Annotated in this window: 16 protein-coding genes and 1 tRNA gene; 1 reads left to right on the top strand and 16 read right to left on the bottom strand. The window is 27.9% G+C overall.

Going from position 1 to position 22,890, the window contains the following annotated elements:
- Nucleotides 1-6 precede the first annotated feature (6 nt).
- The 15 genes from GFJ41_RS01350 to cspBA all read right to left on the bottom strand — a co-directional run bounded on the left by GFJ41_RS01350 (nucleotide 7) and on the right by cspBA (nucleotide 20,955).
- Nucleotides 7-1,668: an alpha-glucosidase gene (locus GFJ41_RS01350; RefSeq protein WP_170074409.1), complete on the bottom strand. Its 1,662-nt coding sequence runs from the start codon at nucleotides 1,666-1,668 to the stop codon at nucleotides 7-9.
- A gap of 146 nt (nucleotides 1,669-1,814) precedes the next feature.
- Nucleotides 1,815-2,603 carry an endonuclease/exonuclease/phosphatase family protein gene (locus GFJ41_RS01345; RefSeq protein ID WP_170074408.1) on the bottom strand — a complete coding sequence of 263 codons (789 nt, stop codon included), beginning with the start codon at nucleotides 2,601-2,603 and terminating at the stop codon, nucleotides 1,815-1,817.
- 4 nt (nucleotides 2,604-2,607) lie between these two features.
- Nucleotides 2,608-4,263 carry a PTS transporter subunit IIBC gene (locus GFJ41_RS01340; RefSeq protein ID WP_021432492.1) on the bottom strand — a complete coding sequence of 552 codons (1,656 nt, stop codon included), beginning with the start codon at nucleotides 4,261-4,263 and terminating at the stop codon, nucleotides 2,608-2,610.
- Nucleotides 4,264-4,523: 260 nt separating this feature from the next.
- A complete protein-coding gene (locus tag GFJ41_RS01335; RefSeq protein ID WP_035113691.1) occupies nucleotides 4,524-5,528 on the bottom strand; it encodes a LacI family DNA-binding transcriptional regulator in 1,005 nt (334 codons plus the stop codon).
- 170 nt (nucleotides 5,529-5,698) lie between these two features.
- Nucleotides 5,699-5,986, bottom strand: coding sequence for a hypothetical protein (locus GFJ41_RS01330; protein WP_021429010.1), 288 nt, complete (start codon nucleotides 5,984-5,986; stop codon nucleotides 5,699-5,701).
- A 129-nt stretch (nucleotides 5,987-6,115) separates the two neighbouring features.
- A complete protein-coding gene (locus tag GFJ41_RS01325) occupies nucleotides 6,116-6,343 on the bottom strand; it encodes a hypothetical protein (RefSeq protein ID WP_021429178.1) in 228 nt (75 codons plus the stop codon).
- A gap of 88 nt (nucleotides 6,344-6,431) precedes the next feature.
- Entirely contained in the window at nucleotides 6,432-8,555 is a 2,124-nt protein-coding gene (locus GFJ41_RS01320) for a DEAD/DEAH box helicase (protein ID WP_170074407.1), read from the bottom strand.
- Between the two features lie 72 nt (nucleotides 8,556-8,627).
- A complete protein-coding gene (locus GFJ41_RS01315; protein WP_156317145.1) occupies nucleotides 8,628-8,804 on the bottom strand; it encodes a hypothetical protein in 177 nt (58 codons plus the stop codon).
- Between the two features lie 121 nt (nucleotides 8,805-8,925).
- A tRNA-Ser gene (locus GFJ41_RS01310) sits at nucleotides 8,926-9,014 on the bottom strand.
- Between the two features lie 113 nt (nucleotides 9,015-9,127).
- Nucleotides 9,128-12,352 carry a ligand-binding sensor domain-containing protein gene (locus GFJ41_RS01305; protein WP_170074406.1) on the bottom strand — a complete coding sequence of 1,075 codons (3,225 nt, stop codon included), beginning with the start codon at nucleotides 12,350-12,352 and terminating at the stop codon, nucleotides 9,128-9,130.
- 84 nt (nucleotides 12,353-12,436) lie between these two features.
- Entirely contained in the window at nucleotides 12,437-14,464 is a 2,028-nt protein-coding gene (locus GFJ41_RS18650; protein WP_148550925.1) for a sensor histidine kinase, read from the bottom strand.
- Nucleotides 14,465-14,627: 163 nt separating this feature from the next.
- On the bottom strand, nucleotides 14,628-14,828 hold the full coding sequence (locus GFJ41_RS01295) for a hypothetical protein (RefSeq protein WP_053830997.1): 201 nt from the start codon (nucleotides 14,826-14,828) through the stop codon (nucleotides 14,628-14,630).
- Between the two features lie 153 nt (nucleotides 14,829-14,981).
- Nucleotides 14,982-15,872, bottom strand: coding sequence for a sulfite exporter TauE/SafE family protein (locus GFJ41_RS01290; protein WP_035113698.1), 891 nt, complete (start codon nucleotides 15,870-15,872; stop codon nucleotides 14,982-14,984).
- Between the two features lie 150 nt (nucleotides 15,873-16,022).
- Nucleotides 16,023-17,702 carry a bile acid germinant receptor pseudoprotease CspC gene (gene cspC / locus GFJ41_RS01285; protein ID WP_332841103.1) on the bottom strand — a complete coding sequence of 560 codons (1,680 nt, stop codon included), beginning with the start codon at nucleotides 17,700-17,702 and terminating at the stop codon, nucleotides 16,023-16,025.
- A 10-nt stretch (nucleotides 17,703-17,712) separates the two neighbouring features.
- Complete coding sequence (gene cspBA, locus GFJ41_RS01280) at nucleotides 17,713-20,955, bottom strand: bifunctional germination protease/germinant receptor pseudoprotease CspBA (RefSeq protein WP_263348110.1); 3,243 nt, start codon at nucleotides 20,953-20,955, stop codon at nucleotides 17,713-17,715.
- A 225-nt stretch (nucleotides 20,956-21,180) separates the two neighbouring features.
- Here cspBA and GFJ41_RS01275 point away from each other — a divergent pair, with 225 nt between their 5' ends.
- On the top strand, nucleotides 21,181-21,636 hold the full coding sequence (locus GFJ41_RS01275; protein ID WP_035113703.1) for a staygreen family protein: 456 nt from the start codon (nucleotides 21,181-21,183) through the stop codon (nucleotides 21,634-21,636).
- A 57-nt stretch (nucleotides 21,637-21,693) separates the two neighbouring features.
- Here the strand turns inward: GFJ41_RS01275 and hydF are convergent, their stop codons facing one another.
- Nucleotides 21,694-22,881 carry a [FeFe] hydrogenase H-cluster maturation GTPase HydF gene (gene hydF / locus GFJ41_RS01270; RefSeq protein ID WP_035113706.1) on the bottom strand — a complete coding sequence of 396 codons (1,188 nt, stop codon included), beginning with the start codon at nucleotides 22,879-22,881 and terminating at the stop codon, nucleotides 21,694-21,696.
- Between the last annotated feature and the right edge of the window lie 9 nt (nucleotides 22,882-22,890).

The raw sequence follows: 22,890 nt of genomic DNA, 5'->3' as shown, positions 1-22,890 counted from the left end.
TCCTTATTATATTTTATATAATCTACATTCCCAAGGGTTTAAATTCACCGAACTTATTATATCATGCTCTTTTACTTCTATATTTGATAAAATTAAGTTTCTGTAATTTAATTTTACTTCATCGTAATTATATAAAACATTATCATTAGACATATTAGTAATTACTAAAAATTTACTATTATCTAATACTCGTTCATATGCATATATCTTTGTATCATTTTCTAATATTAATTTATACTCACCATATATTAAAGCTTCATATTCTTTTCTAATTTTAATCATACTTTTATAAAAGTTTAATATAGAGTTTTTATCTATTAGTTGATTTTCAACATTTATATTTTTATAGTTTGGATTTATTCCTATCCAAGGTGTTACACTACTAAACCCTCCAAAATCGCTAATACTCCACTGCATAGGAGTTCTTGCATTGTCTCTAGATAACCTCCATGCTCGTTTCATAAGCTCTTCATGACTATCACCTGAATCTAATCCTATATAATAGTTATTTTTAGTTTTTACATCATTGTAATCTTCAATATTTTTAAATTCTACATTTGTCATCCCTATTTCTTGACCTTGATATATAAAAGGAGTCCCCTCTTGCATAAAATACATAAGCCCTAAGCACGTAGCACTTTCATACCAATACTCTTTATCATTACCTAACATAGATACAATCCTAGGTATATCATGATTTTCTATGAATAAAGCATTCCATCCTAATCCATGTAAATTGGTTTGCCATTTGCTTAATACTTTTTTAAATTCAACTAAATCAAGAGTCTTATCCATATCACTATTCCACAAATCTAAATGCTCAAACTGAAATACCATATCAAACTTACCGTCTTTTTCTGATACCCAAAGATGAGCATCCTCAGGAGTTACTCCATTAGCTTCTCCAACTGTCATAACATCATAATTTCCATAAGTATTTTCTTTTATATCTTTTAAATAATTGTGAATTCCATCTACATTCATATGCTTTTCAAAACATGAAACATATTTTAAATTATCTGGATTTGGCATATCTAAAAGCCCTTTTTCTTTGTTTATATGACTAATTGCATCTACTCTAAATCCATCTATACCTTTTTCTAGCCACCAGTTCATCATGTCATATATAGCTAATCTCATATCTTTATTTTCCCAGTTTAAATCTGGCTGCTTTTTAGTAAAAAGGTGTAGATAGTATTGATTTGTTAAATCATCTTTAACCCATGCAGATCCTCCAAATATACTTTCCCAGTTATTTGGTTCTTTACTATCCTTTCCATCTTTCCATATATACCAATCTCTTTTTTTGCTATCTTTAGAAGATCTAGATTCCACAAACCAAGGATGTTCATCGCTAGTATGATTTATTACTAAATCTATAATTAACTTCATTCCTCTTTTATGAACTTCATCTAATAGTTCATCAAAATCTTTCATACTACCAAATTCATCCATAATATCTCTATAATCACTAATATCATATCCATTATCATCATTAGGAGACTTATAAAAAGGTGAAACCCATATTACATCTATTCCTAAATCTTTTATATAATCTAACTTTTGTATAATCCCTCTTAAATCTCCAATTCCATCTCCATTAGAATCTTTAAAACTTCTAGGATAAACTTGATACGCTACGGCTTCTTTCCACCAAGTTTTCTTCATATATATCAACCTCCATAACTTTCCATTCTCTTACATCGTTTCTATGATTTGTGGAGAATGTAGCTGTTGACGAAACACTTAAGGTACGTTTTTTGTACCTTGTGTGAAGGAAACAACTACATTCTCCACAAATCCACTTACATACACTATATACTTACAACTACCTCTACCCCATAATGGTCTGATACCACATTTTTATTTATTCCATTAAAAATAACATTAGAACTTTCTACTTTAATTTCTTTATTTGAAAGAATTAAATCTAGCCTTAAGTTTTCTTTATTTTTATCCCACCCTGCAATTTTTCCTTTTACAGTTATTCCTGAATCTTTATTTTTTGATAAATTATATGTGTCAAATAATTTTTCACAAATATAATCATATCCTTCATTTTCTACATTAGCATTATTATTAAAATCACCCATCACAAATGCAAATTTATCATTTTCAATTTGCATAAAAAGTTTATCAAACTGTTCTTTGAATGGCTCTTCTTCGTCATTCCACCATCCTAAATGACACGAATATAAACTAATTTCATAATTGTTATAAACTACATTTAACTTAACTATTTTTCTAGTTTTCCAAAAATTAATATCATCGCTTATAGATATGTTAAAACTTTCCTTTTTAACTACAGGAAGCTTTGTCATAAGACAAAGCCCCTCTTCATATATATCATAGCCTATATGAGCAACATCCCAATGGAGTGTGTAATTCTCATTTCCAAGTTTTTTTAATTCATCTTGAAGTAATAATGCAAAGTTATTTGCTTTCACATTATCATAAGCTATATCTGAACATATTAATTGACTTACTTCTTGAAGAGCTATAGCGTCATATTCTTTTTCATTTATGACCTTAGCTATATAAGATATTTTTTCAATTTGATTATCTTCTTGCCAAGAGTGGCAATTCAATGTTAAAAGCTTCACTGTTTTACACTCCTAACATATCTAATATATTAGATTTTAAAACATCAGCCTTTGGTCCATATATCGCTTGGACCCCTCTATCTTTAACAATAAGTCCTAATGCTCCAAGTGCCTTCCAATCTTTTTCACTTCCAACCAAGCTCACATCTTTTACAGTTACTCTTAATCTAGTCATACATGCATCTACATCTTCTATATTATCAGCTCCTCCAAGTAAGTTGATTATTTTACTTGATAATACATCTTGAGCTATATTATTAGTATCTGTCTTTTTGCTCTCTTCTTCATTACTTTCTTCTATATAGTTTCCTTTACGTCCTGGTGTTGCAATATTAAACTTCTTGATTAAGAAATTAAATATTCCAAAGTTTAATAAGAAAAATACAGCACATGATATAAAGAAATTAACTAAATCCATTGTAAGTCCTGCTTTAACAAGCATTGGAGTACGAGTTAAAAATTCTATAAATCCAAAAGCATGCACTCTTAAGTGAATTATATCTGCAAGTGCAAATGCAAGTCCTGTAAGAATTGCATAAACTATATATAAAACTGGTGATATAAACATAAACATAAATTCTATTGGTTCTGTAACCCCAGTTAAGAAACATGCTAGCATAGCAGATATAAATATAGGTTTGTAATTTTTAGCTTTATCTTTATCAACATTTTTGTACATTGCTAAAGATATACCTGCAAGTGATGCAGTTGATAATATAACCTGCCCTGCTTTAAAACGAGCTGGTGTTATACTTGTTAATAACTCTTTATACGATGCCATATCTCCTGCAGATTTAAAGTTAATTAAATCAGTTATCCATGCAAGCCATAATGGATCTTGCCCTGCAACTGTAGTTCCTGCAGCTGCTCCTGTTGCAATATGATATATACCTCCAAGTTCTGTATAGTTCATAGGCACAGTTATCATATGATGAAGTCCAAATGGTAGTAATAATCTTTCAAGTGTTCCATATACAAATGGCGCTAAAACCGGAGCAGTATCTTTAGAAGATGCAATCCACATACCAAAAGCATTTAAAGCTCCCTGTGCAAATGGCCAAATTATAGATAATATAATTGCAGCTATTACAGAACCTAATATAACAACAAATGGAACAAAACGTTTTCCATTAAAAAATGCTAAAGCCTTAGGAAGTTTATCAAAGTTGTAGAATTTATTATAAAGTACAGCTCCCATAAACCCTGATATTATACCAACAAACACTCCCATGTTAAGTGCTGGTGCACCTAATATAGATGTGAAATAATCTTTAACTAAAAGTGTAGATCCTGTTAAAGAAGTTACTGTTGCTTGTGGATCTAAAAGCATATCTGCATTTACACCAAGTACAACTCCCGTGATACGATTTATTAATATAAATGCAATTACAGCAGCAAAAGCTCCTCCTGCTCTTTCTTTTGCCCAAGATCCTCCTATTGCAACAGCAAATAGTATATGTAGGTTTCCAATTATTCCCCAACCTATATCTTCCACAACTTTTGCTGTTGTCATTATTAAGTGAGCATCAGATGACATACCTATAAGTTTGCCTATAGAAACCATAAGCCCTGCTGCTGGCATAACCGCTATAACCACTAATAAAGCTTTACCTAGCTTTTGCCAAAAGTCAAATGAAATTAATTTTGTTTTACTACTCATTTTAAACTCATCTCCTTTTTAATTTAAGTATTATCTCCATTCAATGCAATCGATTGCATTGAATGGTAAAAAAATATACAACTTTTTTATTTCCCACCTTTATTATAAGCAAATTATAACATCCTATGAAAATGTTTTCAAGGATTTTTTAATTTTTTTCTAAATTTAATACAAATCATTAATTTCAACAATGCAACCATTTGCACAAAGTTATTATATATAGAATAGTTTAAGACAACCTTAAACATTCTATATATAATTTATTTAAAAGATTCTCTTTCTATAAACTCTGTGTTTACTATGTAGTGCGTATTTACTATGTCTTCATTTTCTAATTTTTCAATAAGCAGTTTTGCAGCATAGTATCCTAGCTCATCTGCATTTATGTCTACAGATGCTAATGGTGGTGTCTGGTATTTTGAAAGTTGGATATTATTAAATCCAACTAATGATATTTTTTCTAATCTTTTTTCATTTAATAACTGAGACACTCCAAATGCTAATAAATCATCTGTAGTTACAATAGCTGTAGCCTCGTGTTTACTTAGCAATTCTTCAGCTCCATCATATCCTGCATTTTCTTTAAAAAGTTGTTTATGTATAACTAACTCTTCATCATAATTTAATCCATTCACTTCCAAAGCCATTTTATATCCTTTTAATCTATCTTTCGACATATTTAAAGTTTTTATAGCTCCTATAAATCCTATTTTTTTATGACCTTTTTGAATAAGTCTATTTACTACATTATACATAGCTTGAAAATTATCGTTATCCACCCACAATACATCTTCTGTTTTTTCGGGCCTTCCAATTGCTACAAAAGGAAATTCTATAGTATCTAAAAACTTAATACTTTCATCATTTTCATTTACTCTTAGAAGTATAATTCCTTCAATTAAGTTCGTATTAGTAATTTCTTTTATACTTTCAAACTCGTTTTTACCATCTTTTGCAAACACATATGTAATATAATAGTTTTTATTTTGTGCATAAATACTCATCCCCTTCATGGCATTTATAAAAAATGGATTTGTAAGTAAGTCATCTGCTTCACTGGGTAAAACTACCCCCAATATTTTTGTTTTATTATTTGCAAGGCTCCTTGCAATTGCATTAGGTTTATAATTTAACCTTTCTATTGCTTCATTGACTTTAGCTTTAGTTTCTTCACTGATTTTAGGATTATTAGACAAAACTCTAGACACGGTGGAAGTTGCAACTCCTGCCTCTTTTGCAACTTCTTTTATAGTTACTTTACTCATACCAAATACCCTCAATATTTTTTATTTTTATATAAATTTTTATCATATTATTTCTATTCATGTCTAATTATTATATCATATTTAACTATAACTTCTCTATTCATTATTTTAAATAGCAAAAATAACTAAGACTTTATAACATTCATTATAGCCTTAGTTATTTTTATCATTTAGCAAAATATTTCTGCCTCTATACTTATTTTTTTTAACTCTTTATAAATATCACTTATTTCCTTACATCTATAAGTTTTTAAAGCTTTTATTAAAGGAGTATAGCAATCACTAATATCATATTGTATGTATTTTCCAAATGTATCTTTTGTAAAAATAACCTCTTGTTCCTCATCTATAAAACTATTTTCCAAAATACTTTCATAATCAAAATTGGATCTTAACACCTCATCAGCCTCTAATAATAATTCATAAGAACTTTTTAGTAATTCCATTTTATTCCCCACTTTTAATTCTCCTTTCTGATTTATATTGTGCTTGATTATTATAACTCATTCTTTTGTCGTTTTATGTAATATCGTGCTAATTCCAATATTTACACAATAAAAGGGAGTATAAAACTCCCTTTAGTGTATCTATTTTCCTTTAATGTTATCTTTAACTTTTTTACCTACATTTACTCCTGTATTTATAGTTTCTTTAGCTATGTTTCCAACTCCATTTATAACATCTTTTCCTACATTTAATCCTGTGTTTATAGTTTCTTTCCCTATATTTCCAGCTCCATTTAAAACTTCTTTACCTACATCTGTTACCGGTTTTGTTACTTTTTTTATATTATCTTCTACCTTCTTTTTTGCCATTTTTTAAACATCTCCCATATTATTGTATAAGTAGTTTTATCTACTTATACAATAATATGTAGTTTTTTGGATTTTTGTTACATCACTTCTATTTGAATAATTCTATTAAGTCTTTTTTGCTTAATCCTTTTAAATTCGTAGAATTAGATAAGCTATCGTCAATAATATTATCAATCATATCCTTTTTATTTTCTTGTAATAAAACAATCTTTTCCTCTATTGTATCTTTTGATATTAATTTTATCACTTCAACTACATTTTTTTGACCTATCCTATGAGCTCTATCACTTGCTTGATTTTCTACGGCTAAATTCCACCATGGGTCAAAATGTATAACCATATCAGCACTAGTTAAATTTAATCCTGTTCCTCCAGCTTTTAAAGATATTAAAAAAACATTAATATTTTCATTTTCATTAAATTCATTAACTAAATTTATACGATCTTTAGCATTAGTTTTTCCATCTAAATACATAGATTTTATATTTTTATTTTTAAGTTCTTCTTCTATCAATCTTAAAACACTTGTAAACTGAGAAAATAATAATACCTTTCTACCATTTGAGATAGCTTCATTTAAAATTTCTATACAAATATCAATTTTAGAACTTTTACCTGTATAGTCTTTTAGCAAGGTCTTAGGATGAAGACATAGTTGTCTCAGTTTAGTTAAATATGAAAATATTGTTATTTTATCATTTTCATATTTAGCATTTTCTAATTTTTCTATTACATTTTTATTGTAAATATCATATATTTTCTTTTGTTCTTTATTTAATTCTACAATAAATTTCTTTTCTATTTTGTCTGGCAATTCCTTTATAACTTCTTTTTTTGTTCTTCTTAATATAAAAGGTTTTATTAATTTTTTTAATTTTTTAATATCTCCATCTACAAATTTATTTTGAAATTCCTTTTTATCATATAAATACCCAGGCATTATAAAATCAAATATAGACCAAAGTTCTAATAAGTTATTTTCTAAAGGAGTCCCTGTTAAGGCAAACTTAGAATTAGCGCTAATGCTCTTTATAGATTTAGTTACTATAGCATCTGGATTTTTTATATTTTGCGCTTCATCTATGAACATATAGTCAAATTTTTTGTTTTTATACTTCTCAAAATCATTTCTAATTGTAGAATAAGTAGTTAGAACGACATCATAATCTCTATAATTTTCAATTATTAATTCTCTTGATTTTTTATCCCCATATGCTATTCCTACCTTCAAATTTGAAGCAAACTTATCAATTTCATTTTTCCAGTTATGTATAAGTGATGTAGGCGTTACTACTATATTCTTCGAATTTTTTTGACTACTAATAAACGCAATTGTTTGTAGTGTCTTTCCAAGACCCATTTCATCCGCTAAAATCCCTCCAAATTTATAGTTACTGATACTATTAAACCAATTAACACCTTCTAATTGATATTCCCTTAATATATTTTTAATATTTTGCGGAATCTCGCAATTTATTTTATCATTAAATCTAGACATTATTTTATCTATGTATTCTTTTCCTGATATGAAATTAAGTTTATTTTCTTTTATATAATTGTCTATATATAAAAGTTTACTATTTTCAACTTTAAAATCATCTGCTTCAACTGGAATTCCTAACGTATCGATAAGTTCTAATAATTCCTGTATATCTTTATTATGTAAATCCAAGTATATAGATTCTTTCAATCTATATAGGCGTTTATTTTCTTTGTATGCACTAAATATCTCATTATATCTTTTTCTATTTAGATTTCCTATATTAAAAGAAAATCTCAAATTATTATCTTCATCCAAATCAAACTTATATGTTACTTTAGCCCTAGCATACGATACTTCATTATTATTAAGTTTATTTTGAGTGCTTTTTATATTGTTCTTCTTGTTTGTAAGATCATCTATGCACTTATAAATAGCTGCAACTATATGCTTACAGACAAATGTATTACTTTCCATGCTTTTATTTAACCAATCATTACAATCACAGCTAGTTGAAACTATCCTATTAGTTTTTTCACTTATAGTTATTAAAGAATTATTTTTTTCATTAAACATTTCATTCCCAACTACAGCATAAAAATTTATATTATCATTTTCTTTTTTTATATAGCTCTCACTCACTAAGTTATTTTTATAAATTGCAACTCCAGAGTTATGTCTATTTTTTTCTGTATTATTTAAAATAATAGTCTTAATTGTACTTACTTTCATACTTTCACCTACCTTAGATTTTAAAATATATTTAAAATATATAAGACCTGCATTTACAGGTCTTATATATTTTTATTTATGTTTTTTAGTTTTCTTTTTAATGTTATCCGAATTTAAAGATAAAAATAAATTTGTAAGAGTATTATCCATATCTCCACTTAAACTATCTATATCATTAAAATTCATATTTTCGTACATTGTTACTTCTTCTATATTTTTCTTAGTGTCATTATTCTCTTTTTTTCTCATATCTATATACCTCTCTTACATTATTAATTTTAATTATTTTATGTTTTATAATAAAGAATATTCAAATATATAGTTTTATAAATACAAAAAAAGCACCTTAAATCTCAGGTACTTTTAAAACTGGCGGAGAGGGTGGGATTCGAACCCACGGCCCCTTTCGGAGTCACTGGTTTTCAAGACCAGCTCCTTAAACCACTCGGACACCTCTCCGTATTTCATTAACTTATGTAAATAATATATCATAATTTCATCAACTTGTAAATATTTTTTACTTTTTTTTACAAAAATGGTGAATACCTTTTGATATTCACCATTTTAAGAGTTTATATATTTTTACTTTTAGAATTGTATTCATTAGGATTTACAGGAAGTATTATAACAAAATTACTACCTTTACCAATTTTACTTTCAACATATATTTCACCTTTATGTAACTTAACTATTTGACTAGTTATAGTAAGTCCTAACCCACTTCCACGCTTTACCTTGTTATTTTCCTCTAAAACTTGGTTAAATCTATCAAATATAAGCTTATGATATTTTTCCTCTATTCCTACACCTGTATCTAAAACACTTATCATAACTTTTTCTTCTAAATCTTTTATAGTTATAGTTATACTACCACCTTCTGGTGTAAATTTAGCGGCATTTCCTACTAAGTTGACAACACATCTTTCAATTTCATATTTATCACATCTTATAAGCTTTTCTTCTATTTCAGGGTCAATAATTAGTTCAATTCCCTTAGTGCTTACATAATCTTTTAAAGTCAATGCTGTTTCTTCAACTAGATAGACTATATCTGTTTCTTCTAATGTTACTCTGTACATATCATTTTGCAACTTAGCACTATCTACTATATTATTGATTAAATTTAAAAGTCTTTTACAGTTTCTTTGAGACACATCTATATGGTGACTTAAATTTTCTTCTTTTATATGTCCATCTTTTTTCAGTAATCCTAAAATCAATTGATTAGTACTGCTTATTACATTAAGAGGAGTTCTAAGCTCATGAGATAAGTTAACAAAATAGCTATTCTTATTTTGTTCTAATTTTATATTTCTTTTTAATAAAACATTATTTTTTTCCATCTCTTCTCTTAATCTTAAAGTTTTCTTTTGAACTAATTTATCTAATTTTTTCATCTTGCGCTTGTGATTAGCTATAAGTCCAAGCCCTATTAATATATATATAATTACTGCATACCAACTTAACCATATTGGAGGTTTTATAGTAAATGTTACATAATTTTCATCACTTACATTTCCACTTGTATCAATAGCTTTAACTCTAAATCTATATTTACCTGGAGGTAAATCATTATAAGTTACATAATTATCTTTTGTTCTAACTGCATCTCCACTACTTCCATCTAAGTTATATTCATATGTTGTATTTTTATAATTTGAGTAATCTGGAGTAAAAAATTTAATAGTTATAGTGTCTGTACTCTCACTAAATTTCATTTCATTTATATTGTTATATTCCTTGTTGTTTATAATAAACGTATCAAATAATATTTTAGGCTTTTTATCTGATTTTATAATTTTTTCTGGGAAAAATGAGTTTAACCCATTTACGCCCCCAAAGAAAAGTTCTCCACTCTTACTTTTGTATGCTGCATTTCCATTAAATTCATTCCCTTGAAGTCCATCTGTTATACTAAAATTTTGTACTTTATTGTTTAAACTATTAATTTTAGAAATTCCTTTATTAGTACTTATCCATATATCATCTTCATCATCTACTAAAACCCCATAAATAGTATTATTAGCTATTCCATCTTTAGTATTATATCTTTCAAATTTTTCAGTCTCTTTATCAAATTTATTTAGTCCATAACTAGTTCCTATCCAAATATTTCCATGACTATCTTCATTTATATATCTTACATAGTTATTACTTAAACTATATTTGTCTTGTTTACTATTTTTGTAAGTCTTTATAGTGTTATTTTTAGGATCTATTTTACACAAACCATCATCTTTTAAAAACCCTAAATAGTAATTTCCTTCACTATCTTCAAATATATATCTTACATATTTGTTTCTGTCTTGACCCTTATTTATATACTTATTTATATCTATAGTTTTTTTAGTCTTAGTATCTAATATACTAACCCCATCTGGAGTCCCCATCCATAAATACCCTTTACTATCTAACAAAACATCTTTTATTCTATCATTGACTAACCCATCAGCTACTCCATAGTGGTTTATAGATTTATTAGATTTATTTACTTCTATAAGACCTCCATCGGTTGCTATATATATTTGATTTCCTTTTCCAGTTATGTCATTTACAGAATCATTTATAAAGTTTTTTTCTGTTTTAGTATTTAAGTATTTAGATTTATTATTCTTCCTATCTATTATGTTTACTCCTTTTGAATTCGTACCTACCCATAACTCTCCATCATCATCTTCATATATACCATGTACTATATTTTCACTTAGTAAGTAATCTTTATCTTGACCAGCCTTATAATGTTTAATTTTACTTTCAGTATCAAATACGCTTAATCCTGAATATGTACCTACCCATATAAGCCCATTGCTATCTTCCATTAAGCTCTTAACATCATTATTAACTAAACTATTCTTATCGTATATTTTATGAGTATATACCTCAAAATTATCTTCATTCTTATTATAAAGAGCAAGTCCTTTAGACGTCCCAATCCACAGGTTCCCTTTGCTATCTTTTTTTATTGCTCCAATTGAATAGCAAGGAATTGAATTTTCATCAAAAGGATCACATTTATAACTAATTATTTCGCCAGTTTTCATATTAATCTTAGCTAAGCCTGAGTTAGCACTCCCAACCCAAGTATAGCCAGCTTCATCATCACATAAAACATTATAAGTTTCATTTTTCCCTATATCAGATTCATCTATCATAAAGTTTTTTATAACTTTAAAATCTTTAGATATTTTGCTAACACCTAGCTTTGTTCCCACCCAAATATTACCTTCTTTATCCTCATCAATACAATATATAAATTGACTGGCTAAATCATTTTTTTCAAATAAAATTCTATCAAATCTATCTTTTTCAGAATTATATATGTTTATCCCATCATCTGTTGTAACTAATATTTTATTATCTTTTGTAATTAGTATCTCTGTTGCATTTCCACTTGAAATCAAATTATTTTCCTTTAAATAATTTGTAAACTTTCCACTTTTTTGATCTAATTTATTTACTCCATCTATAGTAGCTATCCATATATTTTTACTTTTATCTTCTTTTATATCAGTTATAAAGTTATTACTAATACTATTCTCATCTTCTTCATAATTATAAACTTTAAAATCATATCCATTAAATTTATTTAATCCATCATTTGTACCTAACCACACATACCCTTTACTATCTTGAAAAATAGATTCTATGGTTGTTTGGCTTATACCTTGATCTATATTAAAATCATTAAAAGTTATATTATTACTATTTGCATTTATATCTAATGTTGAATATGCGAATAGCAAAATATTAATTAATACAAATATATTAAATTTATTAAATAAATTAATTTTCCTCATATACTTTCCTTTCAAAGCTGTTAATAGAATTTGTATTTAATATTATATACTAAGCCCCTTATTTTAACAATATTCACCAAAATTTTAATATAACTCATATATATCAGAAAGCTCTAATTCAATCTTTTGAACATCTACTTTATAATCTTTTGTCTCATCTTCAATAATATCTCCTAATAGTTTTTTATTAGGTAATAAAATTTCAAATTCTGCTCCATTTTCTCCGTCACTTTCTAAATAAATTTCCCCTTTATTTAATTCAACCATAGCTTTTACGATACTTAAACCTATTCCGCTTCCTTCATTCATTCTAGTCAATGATTTATCTGCTTGTACAAATCTTTCAAATATCAAATCTTGCATGTGTATAGGTATTCCAACTCCATCATCTTTTACAATTATTTGTACCCAATCTTTATTTATATGTACATTAACAAATATATTGCCATTTGGCTTTGTAAACTTTATAGCATTAGATAATAAGTTTAAAATTGCCCTTTCTATCATTTCTGGATCACATTTTATAATATTTTCTTCTTCATCTGTATCAAAGACTATATTTATTCCCTTTTGTTTGGCATATATTACAACTGACATAGTTATTTCTTCAATTAACCTTACTATATCACAATTTTTCATATTTGGCTTTGTGTATCCAACATCAATTTGGGTTATGTCAACCATATTATTTATAAGTCTTAACATTCTCTGACAATTGGTCTTTAAACTTTGTCTATATGTAGAATAGACTTTTCTAAAATCAGCTTCATCATCATATGATTTAACATCTAGTAATTGAGTTGTTGAATAAAATATATTTAAAGGAGTTCTTAATTCATGACTTATATTAGCAAAAAATTCATTTTTTAACTTCTCATGATCTTTGATTTTTTCATATTCTGATATGTATTTTTCCATTCTATGTTCTTCGGTTATATCATTAAATGTAACTACTAATTTAGCAGTTTCTCCATGTTCATCAATTCCTTTTAAACTTGAATCTATAATTTTTTGAATTCCACAATCAATAATATTTCTACCATCATTTATTTCAATTTTTCCACTCCAGCATCCATCTTCTTTAACACTATCTTCTATAGTTTTCATAATGTCTTTATCTATAGTAGACATAACAAGTTCAATTCTTTCTGTTAATGCAGAATTTTTATAATCATCATTTCCAAAGAAATAGTTTTTTGTTTTTTTATTAGAATAAATTATATTTCCATCCATATTACTTATAAATATACAGCTCGCTTTATTTTCTTCTACAAGATTAAAAAATATTTTTTTCTCTTCTTCTAATTCTTTCTTTTTCTTTATACTTATAGTTGTTTCTAAGAATAAACCTACTATAAGTACTATAAAAGCCATATATGTTATTGATATTGATATAAATTTAATTTCTATTATAGGTATTCTTGCTCCCACTATAGCATAGAATGCCTTAACTAAAAACATCAATATACTAGCTCCAATAACCGAGTATGTGTAATCTCTTTCTTTTATGCTCTTTTTAAATAAAATAGTACTGGTTATACTATAAACAAAAATTAACATAAGATTATAAAGAATAAAAAAATCTGTTTCTTTCCTTATTGGAAATATAATACTTTTACTTTCTAAATATCCAAATATTGTTGCACTTAAAACAACTATTAATATAGAGTAAATCTTATTTTCTATAATAAATTTCCTTACCTTTTTTAAAGGTAATGTTGCTATTAAAATTATAGATATTCTCATTAATGAAGTAGATATAGCTATATATCCCTTCATACTTATAATAGTATTTTGTAAAGTTAAATTATCAAATACCCCTAAAGTTATATCTATTACAAATATCATATACATTAGAGAAACTATAAATAGCTCTTCTTTTTTTGTACTATTGTAACATAGTATGCAACTTACTGTAGCCAAAAAAGCTAAGACTATATTAAAGATTCTTATAAAGTCTTCTGGCTTTATCATCAAAATTAAATTATATTTGAATATGTATATTAAACTTAATATATAAAATACAACTAAAAAAGCTGATATGCCGATTGTTAATATGGTGGCTAATTTATTACTAGCCTCAAACTTTTTACTTTTACTAATTCCTAACATATTTCTCTCCCCTAATTTTAATCAATACACACTATAACATGTTTTCATGGTGAGGTCTATCATTTCGACAATAAAAGACAGACTATTACATAACAGTCTGCCTCTTTAAATAAATTATTTATCCCCCTATTTTAAATTTTGTCTATTTATATAAATTTCTAATCTATTTTTCGCCCCTGTTTTTTCGTAATAATTCTTTTACTTCATCACTATTTGGATGCACAAATGAATATGGAGTATCATCTGATAGTTCCTCTATCACTCCACCTGTAAATAAATCTTCATATGGAGTTTTTTTAGGTATAAATAAATTTTCATATAAATTACCTTCAAATGGTACACGTTCTTTGTCTTCTCTTTTCATAGTTTTTCCTCTTTCTTGCTTAAAGTTTGTTGTTAATTATTCTGCTCATATTATTAATATATATAACTAATACCCACTATTTTAATTTTTTAAATAAAAAAATCATAAAACTTAAGTTACTTAAGTTTTATGATTTTAAAATTCAAATTTATATTAACTTACTTGTTCAAGTTCTAAAGTTTCATCTTTACTAAGCCCTGCTTTAAACATAGTTACAGCAGTGTAACTTACAACAGCTACTACTAACCATTTTAACCAATATACTGGCATATTTGTAACAAATAGCAATGCTAGTATAGATCCAACTACTCCCCCTATAGTTATACCCATAGATATTTCTCTCTCATAAGCTTGTTCTTTTACAAACTTTGTACTAGCTATTGGTCCTACAAATGCACAGGCTCCCATCATTATAGGGAATGCAGCCTTAGGGTTCATACCAAGTAATGCAACCATTGCCATACATGGTGCATATAATCCTATACCTGCTGTCATAAGAGCTCCTAAAATAAAGTTTCCTACTATACCTATAACTAATTTTGATCCACTAAGACTCATAGCATCTCCTCCAGCTGGCATTAATCCAACTTGTCCTAGTATTATCAGTATAGCAGTTCCAACTAATGCTACCCCCATAGTTAATTGTACCTTTTTTTCTGGTAATTTGGATATAATTCCAGCTCCAATCCAAGATCCTGCTACCGCTGCTATAATCATACTAACTAATGTAACTAAATCAACACTTATCGAATTTAACGACATAAAAGCTTGTACTATCATAGGCAGTGCATGTGCAACATTTAACGTTCCTGGTAATAGTTTATCTGGAATGTTAATGTGTTTATTTAACTTTAATATTCCTGTAGTTGTTGCAAAAGATCCTACCCCTATAGCATCTAAAAAGTCAGTTATAAATCCTATAAATATACCTGTCTTAAATATTTTATTTTTACTTTTATCCCTATGTTGTTTAAAGTCTTTTACATAGACTGTTGAAAACCCAGCTGTTATAACTGCTAGTAATCCTAAAATTGCATTTAACATCTTCTTTCTCCCTTTTTATAAAAATTTATTATGACCTGTCAGATTATAACACATCTAGGATAACATTTTCCACATTTTTTTACTTTTATCTAAATTTTTTTATTACAATAAAAATAAGAAAGGTGAACGTTTACTCGTATACACCTTTCTTTATAAATTCCTAGCAATTTGTCTAAAAGTATCTCTAAGATTAAAAATTCCATAACCCTGTGAAATATTTGGGTATGTGTATATTTCTTGTCTAGTTGCGCCTATCATTAAATAAGTTCTTAAAGGCTCTGTAAAAAGAGATAGTTTAGGTACTCTGCTCTCTTCTTCTAAATATTGCATTATAAGAGCTAATGATCCACATACAATAGAACTACTTACACCAGTTCCAGTAGCTGTATTATACTCATCAAAATTATAAGTTGATATTATATCAACACCCGGCGCTATTATATCTGGTCTTACTTTGTTTCCACTTAAGTTTCCCTTTGATGATCCAATCCACAAACTATTAGTTTTATCGCTGTATGTACCTATTGTTATTACTGGATTCGCTAACCCTATAAATGTTATAGTAGCGCTTGATGTTGAATCTACAAATCTAGTTGAAGGGTCTATAATTGATTTATTAGGGAGGTATACATTGAAATCTCCATGAATTATAAATTCTGGACTGATTCTTAAAGTCCAAATTCCAGGTTTTATATCAGTTAAATTTATCCTTATATTTTGATCTCCTGATCTAAGCCATGGAAATGTATTTAAGACTGTATAAGAAGTTTTTTCTATATAAAATCTACCTCTATATATTCTATCGTCTGGTGCATACCTTATTGTTTGACTAACATCACCCGATGGAGATATAATTTGTAAAAACAATTTATCTGGACCTCTTCCTCTTATTACAATCTCCAAATTTTTATTATTTCCATTTTGTATAATTACATCTGTATAGCTATCTTCTCTATTTATATTTCCCTGATAGTGTATGTCTGTATTACCTTCATTACCTGCTCCACTCACTATAACTATTCCTGATTTATCAACTATCCCATAGGTTTCTAATATTGAAGCTTCTATATTAATAGCTGACATATTTCCTATTGTTAAATTTATTATCAAAGGTTTATTTTCTTTAATTGCAATTTTAAAAACATAAGTTAGGGCGGCTAAAAAGTCTGTTACAATATAACTTATTCTATCATCATAATATATCCCTTTATACTCTCTTAGTTTTACAACTATTAAATCTGCATCTTTTGCAACACCTCTATATTCTCTATTTATATTTCCTTGCCCCGCTATAATTCCACAAGCCATAGTCCCTGTTCCAGTGTTATCACTACTTAAACTTCGATCTTGATTTTGTATAGCTGTATTTATTTCCTCTCTAGTAAATTCGCTTCCAAATATCATCCCTTCCGGAGGTGTTTTACTATTATTTTCTTGATCCCATAAATACAGTATTTTACTAATTCCATTCTCATCAATTAAATCTTTGTGTAAATAGTCTACTCCAGAATCTATTACAGCAACTAAAACCCCCTTCCCTGTAACATTCAAATATGGGTTAGTCTCTAGATAAGATCCTCCTATAGAACTATTTATAGATTCACCATTAGTTATATTATTAGTTATATTTATAAGAGAACTCATAACATCAGATGGACTCCACCAGTCAACTGTTTTAATATCATTTAATATTTCAGGTTCAAAAGTATCAGGTACATATATTGCCGCTAATTGATCATTTAAAATTATATATTTTTCTATATTATTTTCCTCAAATGATTTTTTTATATCACCACTATAAAGTAAATAATAAGATTTTTCATCAATCACAAAATCCCTCCTACTTTAATTGCTCAAACATTCCTCTAAAATCTAAAGTTCCATATCCATTAGTATTATTTGGATATTCAACCCCTGCAATTCTACTTGCTCCACCTTGCATATAAGTTCTAACTTTTTGTATAAAACCTTTATTTCTATAAAAACCTTCGACCATAGTGTATTGATAGTACAATGCTACAACCCCTGATGCATGTGCCCCTGCAGCAGAACTTCCTGTAACAGTTGCATATGTGTTCTTAGGGTATGGAGCTATTATGTTTACTCCAGGGGCAACTACATCTGGCTTCACAGTCCCTATAATATTAGGTCCCCTTGATGATGCTGGCCATAGGCTTTTATTTATAGAATCGTACGTTCCTATGGTTATTACATCCTCCCTTACAGCTAAGTAATTTATAGTATATGCTGGATTTGGATCTCTAAATTTAGTTCCAGGATTTAAAAAAACCCTATTTGGTAAGTATATATTATATAATCCACTAGATATATAAGCTCCTTCTAATCTAAATTTCCAAATACCTTTTGTCGCATTTTTTAACGTTACAGTAGTATGCTCTTGACCTGAGTAGCTAGTTGGGTATGAATATCTTATAAAATATTGAGTATTTTCTAAGTCAAATAGGCCTTTAACCTCGTCATAATTTGATAAATCAACTATTTTACTTTCCTCTCCACTTGGAGATATAACTATTAAGTTTATTCTGTCCGGTCTACTCATCCAAATTTCTACAATTAAATTATTTTCATCTTCTACTATCTCTAGTTCTACATCCACTACCGCTCCTGCTCTATTAATATGACCAGAAGTATGTGTTTGAGTATTTCCTTCATTCCCAGCTGCAGCTACAATTGATAATCCATTTGTAAAATATGTCTGTTTGCTATTTGTTTTACTTGCATATCCAGCTAATAAATTACTCCCCATAGATATATTAATTATAGTTGGCATTTGTAACCTTCTTCCAACTTCGTATATATATGATATTGCAGTTTCCATCATTGCACTTGTATAAAATCCATTAACTTTTGCTAATTTTACAACTATAAGTTCTGCTTCTGGGGCAATACCTTCATATTCTTTATTTATGCTACCAAGGCCTGCGCATATTCCGCTTATCATAGTACCGTGTCCTTCTTCATCTTCAGATAAACTACTGTCATTTTCATTGATAGCTTTATTGATGTCTTCTCTAGTATATTCGGTTCCTATGAAAAATCCATTCGGTGGTTTTCCTTCTTTACTTTGATCCCATAAATATCTTATTTTACTCGTACCATCTGGATAAATAAAATCTTTATGAAGATAATCTATTCCTGTATCTATTATTGCAATTAAAGTTCCTGATCCAAGTAATGTCAAATTTGGATTTGTTTTAAAAAAATTAACTCCTATATCTTCTTTAGCGGTTACACCATTTTCAGTTCCCCTAGTTATCTGACCTAATGGGTTTATAGCTACAACATTTTCTATTATATAAACGGAGTCTAATCTTAATATAGCTTCTATGTATTCCCTTTTTAAGCTTTCAAAAAACATTAATGTGTATAACTCACTTAAGTTTATTGAGTTATATGGATACGGGAAATTAGCTATTTCTTTATTAAATTCAGGCGAGTGACTCACTAATATAGATTCTGATATGCTATTTTCAAACCTATAATTTCCATTTTCATCTAAACTTCTAGATAGATATTCTAAGTCTAAATTATTTAAATTCAAAAGTCCATACCCGTAAGAAGAATTGGGGTACACTCTGTTATCACTCCTTTTTGCACTCCTATTTATCATTGATCTAGTTTTTTGAGAATATAAGTATGGATCATTTCCATCTACTATACCCCATTGCATCAAAAGACAACATACTCCTGTCACATGGGGTGTAGCCATACTAGTTCCTGTCAAAGCTCCTAAAGTCCCTCCTGGAAGGTAAGATATTATATCTTCTCCTGGAGCAAGTATATCTGGTTTTTGTACCCCATTTGCAAAATCACCTTCTCCAGAAAATGATGATCTCACATCAGTCCTTGAGTTAAAACTTCCTACAGTTATAACTTGACTTGCAGTCCCTGGTACAGTTACCGTTAAAATTTCACTAGGTTCTAAAAATCTAGTGTCTTTTGATAGGCCTTCAGCTGTAGGCAAATATATATCTATAGTTCCTTCAACTATATCTTTTGGTATGAAAACTATAGTCCATATTCCTGGAGTAATTTGAAGAGCTGAACTCATTTGTATAGTAACCCTTCTGAGTAAAGCATATGGAGGTATTTCATAAAATACTCCATTTATAGTAGTTGTTCCTATCCTATTATTTATATTAGGATTTTGTTGGGAAAGCTCTTGTGTATTTCTATTTGATGGATTTCTTAATAAAACAGAAAATTCATCTATATAATTTGGCCAAATGTTTAAATTTAAAATTTTTTCATTTGCACCTACAACAAATTCAACTTCTTGTGTTTCTCCATTTTTCAATTGAATTCTTTTATGACTTCCTTTTGATGCATTATTACCTGCAGCTACAACTATATTATTTTTCCAAAATAAACTCATATCATCGATATATTGTTCAAATAAAGATAATCCTCTATGTGAACCTTCATTACTTCCATAACTAATATTAATAGCAACTGGCATTTTTAGTTCTAAAGATTTATCTAATATAAATTTTATAGCTCTCATAAATTCAGTACTTTTTGAAAATGTATCTACTTGTCGTCTCCCAACTCTAACAGCAATTATACTTGCTTTGTTTGCAATACTTGCTGCAATTCCTGCAACGTGAGTTCCATGCACGCTCGTAGGTTGTACGGGAGCTTCATTTATATTTTCACTTGTATATAATGTTCCATGGTTAAACCCTGTAGGAGGTTTTCCATCTATAGACTGATCCCAATAATATAATATTTTTGATGTTCCATCCTCAAACTTAAATATTGGAAGAGTATGATCTATACCTGAATCTATTATTCCTAAAATTGTGCCGTCTCCATTTAAATTTGTATTTCTTTTAAATGATGTTATCCCTGTACTTGAAAAGCTTTGTGTATCTTGCGCTTCTAGAATAAATGGCTTTTCTACATATTCAATTTCAGGATAATCAATTAATCTATCTAAATCATCTTGACTAGTTGACGTTATTATAGCGTATGTTGGGCTTAAAATTTCTACAAATATATTCAATTCATTTTCTAATCGCTTTACGTCTGAGTTATATTTAACTATAACTTCATATTCTATATCAATCCCTCCTAACCATATGCTAAAAAGTTATATTTAATAATAATATATTAATTAACCTTATATATATATGTATATTATTGTTAAGTATTAATATATAAACTTTAATTTTTTGAAAAAATATCAATAAATTTTAATTCCTTCTCCTTAATATATATACTTTTATCACACTTTTTATCTTTCTAAATATAATAAATTACATAAATATTTGAGGATGTGATCTTAATGGTTAATTTGGATTCTGCAAAGGTTAATGTTATAATCAGAGACCCTTATACAAGTACTGAACCAGTTCGCTTTAGAAAATATACTGTAGAACACAAAAATGATTCTAAGATAATTGATGTAATTATAGGTCCTGAATTTGAAGACCTTGACCTTAGTACAGTAAGTACAGATATAATTTATGGTCAATGGTTTTGGTTTGTTCAAGATATATATCAACTGAACTTATTTGCATTTGTTGGTGATTATGAATTTGCAACTGCTAGGGCAAGGTATGAGCAGTTTTTAGCTAAAATGCCTATAACAATTAGCGCAATTGTTAATGGCGATATTGAGTTTTTAAATAATAGACCAATACTTAAAAATACGCCTATTTTTGTAAGGTTTATATCCACATATCCAGATTTTAATAAAATAACTTCTTATGGTGTAGTTAGACAGTATATACAAGATTAATATATTTAGATAATAAAAAATGGTGAGCATTATTTTATATAAGCTCACCATTTTTTATTATCTAAATATACTTACAGACCTATCTAATATCCCAGTAAAATAAGCTATAACCATACCATAATTAGTTATAGGTATATTTTTTTCTTTACAAGTATTTATCTTATTTATTACACTCTTCCTATTTACCATACATGCTCCACAATGAATTATTAGATCATACTCTTCTATACTTTCATCAAAATCATATCCAACTTTATATTCTATATTAATGTCTCCGCCAGCTATTTTTTTAAGCATTCTAGGTATTTTTACTCTTCCTATATCTTCATGAGATACATTATGTGTACAGCTTTCACATATAAGAACTTTATCATTTGGCTTTAAAGTGTCTAGTTTTTTTGTCCCTTCTAAAAACTCACTCAACTCACCTTTTTGTCTTGCAAATAATATCGAAAAGCTAGTTAAGTTCATTTCTTTAGGAATTATGGATTCAACTTCTTTAAAAGCTTGAGAATCTGTTATAACAAGATCTATATCATGTAATTCATTAATAGCCTCATTTAGTTCTGTATCTCTTACTACGTAAGTTTTTATACCATGATCTAAACAGTCCCTTATAACTTGAACTTGAGGAAGAATTATCCTTCCCTTTGGAGCCTCAGAATCTATAGGTACTACTAAAACAACTTTAGATCCATACGGTAGCAAGTCTCCAACTATAGGTTTATCCTCTTCTTCTTGCTCTAAGTTTTTTATAAGTTCTTCTTTTAAAGTTTCTATGCCTTTATTATCTTTTACAGAAGTAAAAATAACATCATTGAACAATTTTTTAATAATGCTTATTTCTTCTTCAGTTAATAAATCTATTTTATTTACAACAACTATATGTTTTACATTATATTTATTAGATTCTTTTTTCCAAACTTTATAAGTGTCAAAATCTATATTCTTTCCGTCTACTACATATATAGCAAAATCTAATCTTTTCAAATATTCATAGCTTTTTTTAATTCTAACTGATCCAAGTTCACTTTTATCTTCAAGGCCTGCTGTATCTACCAAAAGTATAGGCCCAAATGGTATTAGTTCCATAGCTTTTTGAACTGGATCAGTAGTTGTTCCTTCTACACTAGATACTAATGATACCTCTTGATCTAAAATTTTATTCATAAGTGAAGATTTTCCACTATTAGTGTTTCCATATATTCCTATATGTTTTCTATTTGCATTTGGAGTAATGTTCATATATACCTC

It is taken from the genome of Paraclostridium dentum (assembly GCF_012922555.1).
Classification (GTDB): Bacteria; Bacillota; Clostridia; order Peptostreptococcales; family Peptostreptococcaceae; genus Paraclostridium; species Paraclostridium dentum.
Note: the sequence above shows the minus strand (reverse complement) of the source record. Positions and strands in the feature narration are given on the sequence as shown.